The organism is Mycobacterium cookii, from assembly GCF_010727945.1.
In the GTDB taxonomy this organism is placed as follows: Bacteria; Actinomycetota; Actinomycetes; order Mycobacteriales; family Mycobacteriaceae; genus Mycobacterium; species Mycobacterium cookii.
Map to the genome: position 1 here is coordinate 441,798 of NZ_AP022569.1, position 13,021 is coordinate 454,818.

Genomic DNA, 13,021 nt, shown 5'->3' on the forward strand with positions numbered 1-13,021 from the left:
GATGCTGGTTCTCGAAGACGGCCGGACATTCACCGGTACCGCCTTCGGCGCGATCGGCCAGACCCTGGGCGAGGCCGTGTTTTCCACCGGCATGTCCGGATATCAGGAGACGCTGACCGACCCCAGTTATCACCGCCAGATCGTGGTGGCCACCGCGCCGCAGATCGGCAACACGGGATGGAACGGCGAGGACGGCGAAAGCCGCGGCGACAAGATCTGGGTGGCCGGCTACGCGGTGCGTGATCCTTCGCCACGGGTCTCGAACTGGCGCGCCACCGGAACGCTGGAAGACGAACTGGTCCGGCAGAGCGTCGTCGGCATCGCCGGCATCGACACCCGCGCTGTGGTCCGGCACCTGCGCAGTCGCGGCTCGATGAAAGCCGGCGTGTTCTCCGGTGAGGCGCTGGCGGCGCCCGAGGAGTTGACCGAACGGGTGCGCGGCCAGCAATCGATGCTCGGTGCCGACCTGGCCGGCGAGGTCAGCACCGGCGAGGCCTACATCGTGGAACCCGAAGGACCGCAACGGTTCACGGTGGCCGCCATCGATCTGGGCATCAAGACCAACACCCCGCGAAACTTCGCCCGTCGCGGAGTACGCACCCGCGTGCTGCCGTCGTCGGTGAGTTTCGAGCAGATCTCCGAACTCAAACCGGACGGGGTGTTCCTGTCCAACGGCCCCGGCGACCCGGCGACCGCCGACCACATCGTCGAGGTGACCCGTGCGGTGCTCGGCGCCGGTATCCCGTTGTTCGGCATCTGCTTCGGCAACCAGATCCTGGGCCGGGCGCTGGGCCTGTCCACCTACAAGATGGTGTTCGGCCACCGCGGGATCAACATCCCGGTGATGGATCACGCCACCGGGCGGGTCGCCGTCACCGCGCAGAATCATGGCTTCGCGCTGGAAGGCGAGGCGGGCCAGCGGTTCGACACACCGTTCGGCCAGGCGGTGGTCAGCCATACCTGCGCCAACGACGGCGTCGTCGAAGGCGTGAAACTGGTTGACGGAAAGGCATTCTCGGTGCAATACCATCCGGAGGCCGCAGCCGGTCCGCACGACGCAGAGTACTTGTTCGACCAATTCGTCGACCTGATGACGGGGGACAACAGGTAATGCCACGTCGCACTGATCTCAAGCACGTCCTGGTGATCGGCTCCGGGCCGATCGTCATCGGACAGGCCTGCGAATTCGACTATTCCGGGACCCAGGCGTGCCGGGTGCTGCGCGCCGAGGGCTTGGAGGTCAGCCTGGTCAACTCCAATCCGGCGACCATCATGACCGACCCGGAATACGCCGACCACACCTATGTAGAGCCCATCACGGCCGCCTTCGTGGAGAAGGTCATCGTCCAGCAGGCCGAACGCGGCCACAAGATCGACGCCCTGCTGGCCACCCTGGGTGGCCAGACCGCGCTCAACACCGCGGTAGCGCTGTACGAGAACGGGGCGCTGGAACGGCACGGCGTCGAGTTGATCGGCGCCGACTTCAACGCCATCCAGCGCGGCGAGGACCGGCAGATGTTCAAGGACATCGTCGCCAAGGTGGGCGGCGAATCGGCACGCAGCCGAGTGTGTTTCACCATGGACGAGGTGCGCGAGACCGTCGGTGAGCTCGGATTGCCGGTGGTGGTCCGGCCGTCGTTCACGATGGGGGGCCTCGGCTCGGGCCTGGCTCACACCGCCGACGAGGTCGACCGGATGGCCGGCGCCGGGCTGGCCGCTTCGCCGAGCGCCAACGTGCTGATCGAGGAATCGATCTACGGCTGGAAGGAATTCGAGCTCGAGCTGATGCGCGACGGCAAGGACAACGTCGTAGTCGTGTGCTCGATCGAGAACGTCGACCCGATGGGCGTGCACACCGGCGACTCGGTGACCGTGGCCCCGGCGATGACGCTGACCGATCGGGAATACCAGCGGATGCGGGATCTCGGCATCGACATCCTGCGCGAGGTCGGCGTCGACACCGGCGGTTGCAATATCCAGTTCGCCGTCGATCCGCGCGACGGCCGGCTGATCGTCATCGAGATGAACCCGCGGGTGTCGCGGTCAAGTGCGTTGGCGTCCAAGGCCACCGGCTTCCCGATCGCCAAGATCGCCGCCAAACTGGCCGTCGGCTACACCCTCGACGAGATCCTCAACGACATCACCAAGGAGACCCCGGCCTGCTTCGAACCGACGCTGGACTATGTGGTGGTCAAGGCCCCGCGGTTCGCGTTCGAGAAATTCCCCGGCGCCGACCCCACGCTGACCACCACGATGAAGTCGGTCGGCGAGGCGATGTCGTTGGGCCGCAACTTCATCGAGGCGCTCGGCAAGGTGATGCGGTCGCTGGAGACCAAACGCGCCGGATTCTGGACGGGCCCGGACACCGAAGGAACCGTCGAGGACGCGCTGGAGCGGCTGCGGACACCGACCGAGGGCCGGCTCTACGACGTCGAACTGGCGTTGCGCCTGGGCGCGCCGATCGACCGGGTGGCCGAGGCCTCCGGCATCGACCCGTGGTTCGTCGCGCAGATCGCCGAACTGCTGGCGTTGCGTCGCGACGTCAGCGACGCCCCCGTGCTCGACGCGGACCTGCTGCGCCGAAGCAAGCACAGCGGATTGTCCGACCGGCAGATCGCCGCCCTGCGACCGGAATTGGCCGGTGAGGACGGCGTACGTTCGCTGCGGCGACGGCTCGGCATCCACCCGGTGTACAAGACCGTGGACACCTGCGCCGCGGAGTTCGAGGCCAAGACGCCCTATCACTACAGCAGCTACGAGCTCGACCCGGCCGCCGAGACCGAAGTGGGGCCGCAGACCGAGAAGCCCAAGGTGCTGATTCTCGGTTCGGGACCCAACCGGATCGGCCAGGGCATCGAATTCGACTACAGCTGTGTGCATGCCGCAACGACGTTGTCGCAGGCCGGTTTTGAGACCGTGATGGTCAACTGCAACCCGGAGACGGTGTCCACCGACTACGACACCGCCGACCGGCTGTACTTCGAGCCGCTGACGTTCGAAGACGTTCTGGAGGTGTTCCACGCCGAGCAACTCTCCGGTCAAGGCGGTCCGGGTGTGGTCGGGGTGATCGTGCAATTGGGCGGCCAGACGCCGCTCGGCCTCGCGCAGCGGCTTGCCGACGCGGGCGTGCCGATCGTCGGAACCCCACCGGAGGCCATCGATCTGGCCGAGGACCGTGGTGCGTTCGGCGACCTGCTGACGGCAGCGGGGCTGCCGGCCCCGCGGTACGGCATGGCGACGACGTTCGCGCAGGCGCGGCGCATCGCCGCCGACATCGGTTACCCGGTGCTGGTGCGGCCGTCCTACGTGTTGGGTGGTCGCGGCATGGAGATCGTCTACGACGACGAGACGCTGCAGGGGTACATCGCCCGCGCCACCGAACTCTCACCCGAGCATCCGGTTCTGGTCGACCGTTTCCTGGAAGACGCGATCGAGATCGACGTCGACGCGCTCTGCGACGGCGACGAGGTCTACATCGGCGGCATCATGGAGCACATCGAAGAGGCCGGCATCCACTCCGGCGATTCGGCGTGCGCGCTGCCGCCGGTGACGCTGGGCCGCAGTGACATCGAGAAGGTGCGCCGCGCGACCGAGTCGATCGCGCGCGGCATCGGCGTGGTCGGTCTGCTCAATGTGCAGTACGCGCTCAAGGACGACGTGCTCTACGTGCTGGAGGCCAACCCGCGGGCCAGCCGCACGGTGCCATTCGTCTCCAAGGCGACGGCTATACCGCTGGCCAAAGCGTGCGCGCGGATCATGCTGGGCGCCAAGGTCTCTCAGCTGCGCGAGGATGGCATGCTGGCGGCCACCGGAGATGGCGCCAGCGTGTCGCCCGACGCGCCGATCGCGGTGAAGGAAGCCGTGTTGCCGTTCCACCGTTTCCGTAAGGCGGACGGCTCGGGCGTCGACTCGCTGCTCGGCCCGGAGATGAAGTCGACCGGCGAGGTGATGGGGATCGACCGCGACTTCGGCAGCGCGTTTGCCAAGAGCCAGACCGCGGCCTATGGATCGCTGCCGGCCGAGGGAACCGTGTTCGTGTCGGTGGCCAACCGGGACAAGCGCTCGCTGGTGTTCCCGGTCAAGCGGTTGGCCGATCTCGGCTTTCGCGTGCTGGCGACTGAAGGTACCGCGGAGATGCTGCGCCGCAACGGAATTCCGTGCGACGAGGTACGCAAGCACTTCGAAGAGGCGCAGCCCGGCCGGCCGCCGAAGTCGGCCATCGACGCCATCCGCGCCGGCGAGGTCGACATGGTGATCAACACACCCTATGGAAACTCCGGGCCGCGCATCGACGGCTACGAAATCCGCGCTGCCGCAGTCGGAGTCAACATTCCCTGCGTGACGACGGTGCAGGGTGCCTCGGCGGCCGTGCAGGGCATCGAGGCGGGGATCCGCGGCGACATCGGTGTGCGCTCCCTGCAGGAACTGCACAGCACGCTGAACAACGGCGGCCACTAGCGATGCCCGGGTTCGGCGCCCGGTTGGCCGACGCGGTATCGCGCCGCGGGCCGCTGTGCCTGGGCATCGACCCGCATCCCGAAATACTGCGGGCCTGGGGCCTGCCGGTCAACCCGGACGGTCTGGCGGCTTTCTGCGAGAGCTGTGTGCGGGCCTACGCCGACTTCGCCGTCGTCAAGCCGCAGGTCGCGTTCTTCGAATCCTACGGCTCCGCAGGCTATGTCGTGCTGGAGCGGACCATCGCGGCACTGCGCGACGCCGGTGTGCTGGTGCTCGCCGACGCCAAACGCGGCGATATCGGCTCGACGATGGCGGCCTACGCGGTCGCGTGGGCGGGGGAGTCGCCGCTGGCCGCTGATGCCGTCACGGCGTCGCCGTACCTGGGTTTCGGCTCACTGCAGCCGCTGCTGGACACCGCGGCCGCGCACGACCGGGGAGTGTTCGTGTTGGCGGCGACGTCGAACCCGGAGGGCGCGAGTGTGCAGCGCGCCGAGACCTGCGGGCGTTCGGTGGCCCAGTCGATCGTCGACCAGGCTGCGGCCGTCAACCGCGCGTCAGGCCCCGGGCCCGGCTTCGTCGGCGTCGTGGTGGGGGCCACGTTGACCGAGGTGCCCGATGTCAGCGAGCTCGGCGGGCCGGTGCTGGTGCCCGGTGTCGGCGCCCAGGGCGGGCAACCCGACGCCCTGCTGGGCCTGGGCGGCGCAGTCGCGGGACAGCTGCTGCCCGCGGTGTCCCGCGAGGTGCTGCGGGCCGGTCCGGACGTGGCGTCGCTGCGCGCGGCCGGCGAACGGATGCGTGAAACCGTCGCATATCTGGCCGTCTGATCGGCGTCGAACACGTCCTGAGCAGCTACTACGCGCAGTAATACATCGGCGCGGCGCTGCCGGATCGGGTGTTTGCGTCGTGCGGGCCGGGTCGGGCCGACACGCGCGACACGCCGCGACACTCGCAAACGGCGCAGAATCGGCTTTTCAGGCGTTCGTGACGGGCCGCAGCGCCGTCTCCCGGGCCTTCCGCCCGCATCGACAACGGGCAAGAAACCGCTGGTAGCGGCCTTTTCAAGGCCGGCGGGCCGGCTGTGCCGCAGCGACCAGAGCGACGCCGTCAGCGGGGCCGCAACTCGTCGCCACCCGACCCCGCAAGCTGGGCCTTTATAGCTTCAACCAGGGGGGCGGGTTAGATTTCGTCAGGTGGCGTGGGTACGGTCGTCACCGCTGGCTGGAGTACCCGGCCGAGACAAACAAAGATCGATATCTGTCGATGATTGATACGGAGGAATCGTGGCCCTTCCCCAGTTGACCGACGAGCAGCGCGCGGCAGCGTTGGAGAAGGCTGCCGCCGCACGCCGAGCGCGAGCCGAGCTCAAAGACCGGCTGAAGCGTGGCGGCACCAATCTCAAGCAGGTGCTGAAGGATGCCGAGACCGATGAGGTCTTGGGCAAGATGAAGGTTTCCGCGTTGCTGGAAGCCCTGCCGAAGGTGGGCAAGGTCAAGGCGCAGGAAATCATGACCGAGCTCGAGATCGCGCCGACGCGTCGTCTGCGTGGTCTCGGCGATCGTCAGCGCAAGGCACTGTTGGAGAAGTTCGACTTCTCCTAGGCTCGGCCTTTTCCAGGAGAGTCGTTGAGCACCGACGGGGGACCGGACGGTGACCGCGACCGCAGTCTTGCGGCTGAGCCGACAGGTCAGGCCGCTGGACGCGTCGTCGTGCTGTCCGGTCCATCCGCGGTAGGAAAGTCGACGCTGGTCCGGTGTCTGCGTGAGCGGATACCCGACCTGCATTTCAGCGTTTCGGCGACAACCCGAGCCCCCCGGCCAGGCGAAACGGACGGGGTGGACTACTGCTTCGTCACGCCGGGCCGTTTCCAAGAGTTGATCGACGACGGAGCCCTGCTGGAGTGGGCCGAGATTCACGGCGGTCTGCACCGCTCAGGGACCGTCGCTCACCCGGTCCGTGAGGCCGTCCGGGCCGGGCATCCGGTCCTGATCGAGGTAGATCTGGCCGGCGCCCGCGCCGTCAAACAGGCGATGCCCGAAGCGATCACGGTGTTCCTGGCTCCGCCGAGCTGGGACGCCCTGAAGGCCCGCCTGATCGGGCGGGGGACCGAGACACCCGAGGTGATCGAACGCCGCCTCGCCACCGCCCGCATCGAATTGGCCGCTCAGGACGACTTCGACGAGGTGGTCGTGAACAGTCAATTGGATACTGCATGCGCGGAATTGGTATCATTGCTGGTCGGAACTGCGCCGGATACGGCGTGACCCCTTTCCAGACTCATTTCAGCGTTTGCCGCATACCGCTCTAGGCCGCCAGGAGAACATTTACGTGAGCAGCTCACACACCGACGCGTCGTTGACCGCCGTCCCCGACCAGTTCGACCCCTCGGCCGGCGGGATCGGCGCCTACGACACGCCGCTGGGCATCACCAACCCGCCCATCGACGAGTTGCTTGAGCGGGTGTCCAGCAAGTACGCCCTGGTCATCTACGCCGCCAAGCGTGCCCGGCAGATCAACGACTACTACAACCAACTCGGCGAGGGCATCCTCGAATACGTCGGCCCGCTGGTCGAGCCGGGCCTGCAGGAGAAGCCGCTGTCGATCGCGATGCGCGAGATCCACGGCGACCTGCTCGAGCACACTGAAGGCGAGTAGCGGGGCAGAGGCGGGCTTGGGATGAGCCTCTCGGGCGAACGGCGCACGGACCGCAAGCGGATCGTCGTCGGCGTTTCCGGGGGCATCGCCGCCTACAAGGCGGCCACGGTCGTCCGCCAGCTCACCGAGGCGGGCCATCAGGTCCGCGTCATCCCCACCGAATCCGCGTTGCGCTTCATCGGCGCCGCCACCTTCGAGGCGCTGTCCGGCGAGTCGGTGCAGACCGGGGTCTTCGAAGACGTGCCGCAGGTGCCGCACGTCGCGATCGGGCAGCACGCCGACCTGGTCGTCGTGGCGCCCGCTACCGCCGACCTGCTGGCCCGCGCCGCGATCGGCAGGGCCGACGACCTGCTGACCGCGACACTGCTCACCGCGCGATGTCCGGTGCTGTTCGCACCGGCGATGCACACCGAGATGTGGCAGCACCCGGCGACCGTCGACAACGTGGCCACCCTGCGCCGTCGCGGCGCCGTGGTGCTCGAACCGGCGTCGGGACGGCTGACCGGCGCGGACAGCGGCGCAGGCCGGCTGCCGGAGGCCGAGGAGATCACCACCTTCGCCCAGCTGTTGCTGGAGCGGCATGACGCGATGCCGTTCGACCTGCACGGCGTCAAGCTGCTGGTGACCGCGGGCGGCACCCGCGAGCCGATAGACCCCGTCCGCTTCATCGGCAACCGCAGCTCGGGCAAGCAGGGCTACGCGCTGGCGCGGGTCGCGGCTCAACGCGGCGCCGAGGTCACCCTGATCGCCGGTCACACCGCGGGGCTGATCGACCCGGCCGGCGTCGAGGTGGTGCACGTCAGCTCGGCCCAGCAGCTGCGGGACGCGGTGTCCAAGCACGCGCCCGACGTCCACGTGCTGGCGATGGCGGCCGCCGTGGCAGATTTCCGGCCCGCCCAGGTCGCAACCGCCAAGATCAAAAAGGGCGCCGACGAACCGGAGTCCATCGACCTGGTCCGCAACGACGACGTGCTGGCCGCGGCCGTGCAGGCCCGCGCCGCCGGTCAGCTGCCGAACATGCGGGCCATCGTCGGCTTCGCCGCCGAGACCGGCGACGCGAACGGCGACGTGCTCTTCCACGCCCGGGCCAAGCTGCGGCGCAAGGGATGTGACCTGCTGGTGGTCAACGCCGTCGGCGACGGCAAGGCGTTCGAAGTGGACAACAACGACGGCTGGTTGCTGGCCGCCGACGGCACCGAGTCGGCGCTTCAGCACGGGTCGAAGACGCTGATGGCCAGCCGGATCGTGGACGCGATCGTCACGTTCCTGCACGGGGGTGGCGGGGGCGCCGGCTAGCGCCCGGCTAGCATCCTTGGCATCGTCGACCGGCCGGTAACATATACCCGCTGACAGATATAATTTGTCTAACTAACGTTTTCAAACATGGACTTGGAAGGGTGAGGGCGTGAGCGAACAGGGTCGGTTGTTCACCAGTGAATCGGTGACCGAGGGGCATCCAGACAAGATCTGCGACGCGATCAGCGACTCGGTGCTCGACTCGCTGCTGGCCGTGGACCCACGCTCGCGTGTCGCCGTCGAGACGGCGGTGACGACCGGCCAGGTGCACGTCATCGGCGAGGTCACCACGACCGCCAAGGAAGCCTTCGCCGACATCACCAACACCGTGCGTGAGCGGATCCTCGAGATCGGCTACGACCATTCCGACAAGGGCTTCGACGGGACGACCTGCGGCGTCAACATCGGCATCGGTCGCCAGTCGCCCGACATCGCCATGGGTGTGGACACCGCACACGAGACCCGCGTCGAGGGTGCCGCAGACCCGCTGGACTCCCAGGGTGCCGGCGACCAGGGCCTGATGTTCGGCTACGCGATCAGCGACACCCCGGAACTGATGCCGCTGCCGATCGCCTTGGCGCACCGGCTGGCCCGGCGTCTCACCGAGGTCCGCAAGAATGGCACGCTGCCCTACCTGCGCCCGGACGGTAAGACGCAGGTCACCATCGAATACGAAGACAACGTCCCGACCCGTCTGGACACCGTCGTGGTCTCTACCCAGCACGCCGAGGGCATCGACCTGGTCAAGACGCTGGACCCGGACATCCGCAAGCACGTGCTGGCAACCGTCATCGACGAGCTGGGCCACGAGACGCTGGACTCCTCGTCGACGCGCGTGCTGGTCAACCCGACCGGAAACTTCGTCGTCGGCGGACCGATGGGTGACGCCGGCCTGACCGGCCGCAAGATCATCGTCGACACCTACGGCGGCTGGGCCCGCCACGGCGGCGGCGCCTTCTCCGGCAAGGATCCGTCCAAGGTGGACAGGTCGGCGGCGTACGCGATGCGCTGGGTGGCCAAGAACATCGTCGCCGCAGGCCTGGCCGAGCGGGTCGAGGTGCAGGTGGCCTACGCCATCGGCAAGGCCGCGCCGGTCGGCCTGTTCATCGAGACGTTCGGCACCGCGATCGTCGACCCGGTCAAGATCGAGAAGATCGTGCCCGAGGTGTTCGACCTGCGCCCGGGCGCGATCGTCCGCGACCTGGACCTGCTACGTCCGATCTACGCGCCGACCGCGGCCTACGGGCACTTCGGCCGCACCGACATCGACCTGCCGTGGGAGCGGCTCGACAAGGTCGAGGACCTTCAGCGCGCCATCTAGCTGCCTCCATGCAGAGGGGTTTGCGTCAAGTAGGCCGAGCTCGAGGTTGAGAAGGTGTTCGATGGCTCCGTGAGCATCGGATGGCATCGGCTGCGCCAGGCCTGGGGATGAACGATCTCCTGCACGAGGTGTTGAGCGCCCACGGGGGGCTGGAGCGCTGGCGGAGCGCCACGACGGTGCATGGGCGCGTGCGCACCGGTGGTTTGCTGATCCGGACCCGGGTTCCGGGAAATCGCATGGCGGACTACCGCATCACGGTGGACGTCCAGCAATCCCGGACCGTGTTGGACCCTTTCCCGCGTGACGGACGGCGCGGGGTCTTCGAAGACGGGACCGCGCGAATCGAAAACGATGGCGGGGAAGTGATCAGCTCGCGCGAGAACGCACGGGCGCCTTTCTTCGGCCCCTCGGGGCTGCGTCGCAACTTTCGCTGGGATGCGCTCGACGCTGCCTATTTCGCCGGCTACGCCATGTGGAACTACCTGACGGCGCCTTACCTCCTGACGAGGGACGACGTCGAGGTCAGCGAGGGCAAGCGCTGGCAAGAGAGCGGGCAGACATGGCGGCGCTTGCACGCGCACTTCTCACCGCGCACCCCGACCCACTCGCCGCGCCAGACTTTCTACTTCGATGAGGAGGGTCTACTGCGGCGGCACGACTATGTCGCTGAGGTCGTGGGCCGTTGGGCACGGGCGGCTCACTATTCCACCGACCATGTCCACGCGGACGGATTTGTGTTCCCTACTCGCCGATGGGTCCGTCCGATCGGTCCGGGAAATCGCCCGCTACCACTCCCGACTCTGGTGTCGCTGCAGTTGAGCGATTTGCGGGTCGAGTTCTAGCCGGTGAACTGGTAGTCGTCGAGATTGAAACGTCTACTGCGCCAATACACTTCGAAGGTGTTTGCGGGCCGCAGCGCCACGTCGCCGTTCTTGTCGAAGTAGTAGCTGTTGGCGCCCTGGCAGCTGTCCTGCCAGAACACCTGGCGGTGCCTGCGGCTCAACTGCTCGGCGAAGTAGCGGGCGTTGGCTTCCTCGCTGATCTCGATGCGGGTGGCGCCGCGCTGCTCGGCTCGCTTCATGCAGCGCACCATGTGGTGCGTCTGCGCTTCGATCAATGCGAAGTAGGACGACCCGACGTAGCCGTAGGGCCCCATCGTGGAGAAGAAGTTGGGAAAGCCGGGAATGGCGGTTCCCTCGTAGGCCTGTGCCCGGTTCTCCTCCCAGAACCGGGTCAGCGACCGGCCGCCGCTGCCGGTAACCGCAAAGGTCGGTGTGGTGTCGGGGTCGAAGACGTGAAAACCGGTGGCCAGCACCAGCACATCGATCTCGTGGTTGGTGCCGTCCGTCGTGGCCACCGACGACGGGGTGATCTTGTCAATCGGTTGGGTGACCAGGCGGACGTTGTCGCGGTTGTAGGTCGACAGGTAGCTGTTGTGAAAACCGGGCCGTTTGCAGCCGATCGCGTAACTCGGGGTGAGCTGTTGGCGCACCACTGGGTCGCGCACCTTCAGGCGCAGGTACGCGCGACCGAGTGACTCCATCCATCTGGCCAGCGGGTACACCGTGAAGTACTGGGCCGGCAGTGGGAAGGTCACCTCGACATAGGTCTGGGTGATCAGCCGCTGCAGGGTCTTGGCGCCCGGCAGGCGCAACGCCCAGTGCGCCGGCCTGGGTAGCGGCACGTCGAATTTCGGAAAGCACCAGATCGGTGTGCGCTGAAATACGGTGAGCTCGTTGACAATTGGAGCGATTTGCGGGACCAGCTGCACCGCCGAGGCGCCGGTGCCGATGACGGCGACGCGTTTACCGGCCAGGTCCAGGGTGTGATCCCAGCGGGCGGTGTGCACGGTGACACCGCCGAAGGAGTCGACGCCGTCGATGTCGGGCGGCTTGGGCACGGTGAGCACACCGCTGCCGTTGAACACGAATCGTGCGGTGACTTCGCCGCCCGGATCGAGCTGGACCCGCCACAGCGACCGCTCGTCGTCGAACTCGGCGGCGAGCACTTTGGTGTTGAACCGGATTTTCGGACGGATCCCGTACTTGTCGGTGCAATGTTCGGCGTAGGCCTTCAGCTCGCCGCCGCGCGCGTAGGTGCGCGACCAGTCCGGCCGCTGCTCAAACGAGAATTGATACGACGCCGACGGAATGTCAACGGCGATACCGGGATACGTGTTCCAGTACCACGTCCCGCCGACCTCGCTGCCGGCCTCGACGATGAGGTAGTCGCTGAAGCCTTCGTGGTCGAGCTTGATCGCGGCACCGATTCCCGAGAACCCCGCGCCGACGATCAGGCAGTGGTAGTCGGGATGGTCGCCGCCCGCCATTACTGCAGTGCCGCCTTCAGCGCCGCGAGACCACGATTGGTCGCCTCGGCGGCAGCCGGGATGATCATCGCGAAGCTGACATAGCCGTGCACGAGGGTCGGCTCGTTGCTCAGCTCGGCAGACACACCTGAGGAGTTGAGCAGCGAGGCGTAGAGGGCCGCATCGTCGCGCAGCGGATCGTGCTCGGCACTACCGATGAACGCCGGTGGCAGCCCGGCGAAGTTGCCGTAATTCGACGGCGCGAGCGCCGGCGGCAGCGCCTTGGGGTCGCTGATGTCGATCCCGGGGATGTACCAGCTCAGGAACGCGTCGATGACGTCGCGGTCCAGGATCGGCGCGTCGGCGTTTTCGGTGAACGACGGCAGCGACATGTCGGCGGTGATGGTCGGATACCAGAGCAGCTGGAACGCCAGCTCGAGTGCGTTCGTGTCGCGGGCCAGATGCGCCATCACTGCGGCGAGGTTGGCGCCGGCGGAGTCGCCGGCGACCGCGATGCGGTTCGGGTCGCCGCCCAACTCGGCGGCGTTTTCGCCGACCCACCGCAGCGCGGCCCAGCAGTCGTCCACACCCGCCGGGAACGGGTGCTCGGGGGCCAGCCGGTAATCGACGGAAACGACGATGGCATCGGCGCCGACGGCGTGCGCGCGGGCGACCGGGTCGTGGGTGTCCAGATCGCCGAGTGCGAAACCCCCGCCGTGATAGAAGACGACGACGGGCAGATCGCTGTGCTCGACGGCCGACGGCCAGTAGATGCGGACCGGGATGTCGGTCAGCTCGCCGTAGCCGATGGTTCGATTCTCGATGCGCAGATCCGGCAACATCTCCTCGGGCATCTTGAGCTGGCGCAGCTTGGCCCGAGCGGTCTCGACGCCATCAGCGGCCGTGAACGTCATCGGGAAGGTGTCGACCAGCGCTTTCAGCGTCGGGTCGATCTGCGGGCGGGCGGTGGTCGATTCCGTCATGGA

At 67.4% G+C, this 13,021-nt stretch carries 11 protein-coding genes; 9 read left to right on the forward strand and 2 right to left on the reverse strand.

All coding sequences use genetic code 11. The annotated features are described in order from the left end of the window. Position 1: 1 nt before the first annotated feature. From carA to G6N27_RS02220, 9 genes are all read left to right on the forward strand, one after another. Positions 2-1,111, forward strand: a complete 1,110-nt coding sequence (gene carA / locus G6N27_RS02180; RefSeq protein ID WP_163781207.1) for a glutamine-hydrolyzing carbamoyl-phosphate synthase small subunit — start codon at positions 2-4, stop codon at positions 1,109-1,111. Then, a complete protein-coding gene (gene carB, locus G6N27_RS02185) occupies positions 1,111-4,458 on the forward strand; it encodes a carbamoyl-phosphate synthase large subunit (RefSeq protein WP_163774875.1) in 3,348 nt (1,115 codons plus the stop codon). Before carA ends, carB begins: the two co-directional genes overlap by 1 nt. 2 nt (positions 4,459-4,460) lie before the next feature. After that, on the forward strand, positions 4,461-5,282 hold the full coding sequence (pyrF, locus tag G6N27_RS02190) for an orotidine-5'-phosphate decarboxylase (RefSeq protein ID WP_163774876.1): 822 nt from the start codon (positions 4,461-4,463) through the stop codon (positions 5,280-5,282). A 456-nt stretch (positions 5,283-5,738) separates the two neighbouring features. After that, complete coding sequence (gene mihF, locus G6N27_RS02195) at positions 5,739-6,056, forward strand: integration host factor, actinobacterial type (RefSeq protein ID WP_003932123.1); 318 nt, start codon at positions 5,739-5,741, stop codon at positions 6,054-6,056. Positions 6,057-6,080: 24 nt separating this feature from the next. Next, the gene (gmk, locus tag G6N27_RS02200) at positions 6,081-6,719 is read left to right on the forward strand and encodes a guanylate kinase (RefSeq protein WP_163774877.1); all 639 of its coding nucleotides are present in this window, start codon (positions 6,081-6,083) and stop codon (positions 6,717-6,719) included. A 64-nt stretch (positions 6,720-6,783) separates the two neighbouring features. After that, positions 6,784-7,110: a DNA-directed RNA polymerase subunit omega gene (rpoZ, locus tag G6N27_RS02205; protein WP_163774878.1), complete on the forward strand. Its 327-nt coding sequence runs from the start codon at positions 6,784-6,786 to the stop codon at positions 7,108-7,110. Between the two features lie 21 nt (positions 7,111-7,131). Next, positions 7,132-8,406, forward strand: coding sequence for a bifunctional phosphopantothenoylcysteine decarboxylase/phosphopantothenate--cysteine ligase CoaBC (gene coaBC / locus G6N27_RS02210; protein WP_163774879.1), 1,275 nt, complete (start codon positions 7,132-7,134; stop codon positions 8,404-8,406). A gap of 109 nt (positions 8,407-8,515) precedes the next feature. Further along, on the forward strand, positions 8,516-9,727 hold the full coding sequence (metK, locus tag G6N27_RS02215; RefSeq protein WP_163774880.1) for a methionine adenosyltransferase: 1,212 nt from the start codon (positions 8,516-8,518) through the stop codon (positions 9,725-9,727). Between the two features lie 107 nt (positions 9,728-9,834). Next, positions 9,835-10,569 (forward strand): hypothetical protein, encoded by a 735-nt coding sequence (locus G6N27_RS02220; protein WP_163774881.1) that lies wholly within the window; start codon positions 9,835-9,837, stop codon positions 10,567-10,569. Here G6N27_RS02220 and G6N27_RS02225 read toward each other — a convergent pair. Then, positions 10,566-12,056, reverse strand: coding sequence for a flavin-containing monooxygenase (locus G6N27_RS02225; RefSeq protein ID WP_163774882.1), 1,491 nt, complete (start codon positions 12,054-12,056; stop codon positions 10,566-10,568). The genes G6N27_RS02220 and G6N27_RS02225 overlap by 4 nt on opposite strands. Continuing rightward, positions 12,056-13,018 carry an alpha/beta hydrolase gene (locus G6N27_RS02230; protein ID WP_163774883.1) on the reverse strand — a complete coding sequence of 321 codons (963 nt, stop codon included), beginning with the start codon at positions 13,016-13,018 and terminating at the stop codon, positions 12,056-12,058. The genes G6N27_RS02225 and G6N27_RS02230 overlap by 1 nt, the downstream gene beginning before the upstream one ends. Between the last annotated feature and the right edge of the window lie 3 nt (positions 13,019-13,021).

Excerpts from the sequence above, each read along its gene's own strand:
- carB (WP_163774875.1), top strand. The coding sequence starts at position 1,111 with ATGCCACGTCGCACTGATCTCAAGCACGTCCTGGTGATCGGCTCCGGG.
- G6N27_RS02225 (WP_163774882.1), bottom strand. The coding sequence starts at position 12,056 with ATGGCGGGCGGCGACCATCCCGACTACCACTGCCTGATCGTCGGCGCG.
- pyrF (WP_163774876.1), top strand. The coding sequence starts at position 4,461 with ATGCCCGGGTTCGGCGCCCGGTTGGCCGACGCGGTATCGCGCCGCGGG.
- G6N27_RS02220 (WP_163774881.1), top strand. The coding sequence starts at position 9,835 with ATGAACGATCTCCTGCACGAGGTGTTGAGCGCCCACGGGGGGCTGGAG.
- coaBC (WP_163774879.1), top strand. The coding sequence starts at position 7,132 with ATGAGCCTCTCGGGCGAACGGCGCACGGACCGCAAGCGGATCGTCGTC.
- carA (WP_163781207.1), top strand. The coding sequence starts at position 2 with ATGCTGGTTCTCGAAGACGGCCGGACATTCACCGGTACCGCCTTCGGC.
- G6N27_RS02230 (WP_163774883.1), bottom strand. The coding sequence starts at position 13,018 with ATGACGGAATCGACCACCGCCCGCCCGCAGATCGACCCGACGCTGAAA.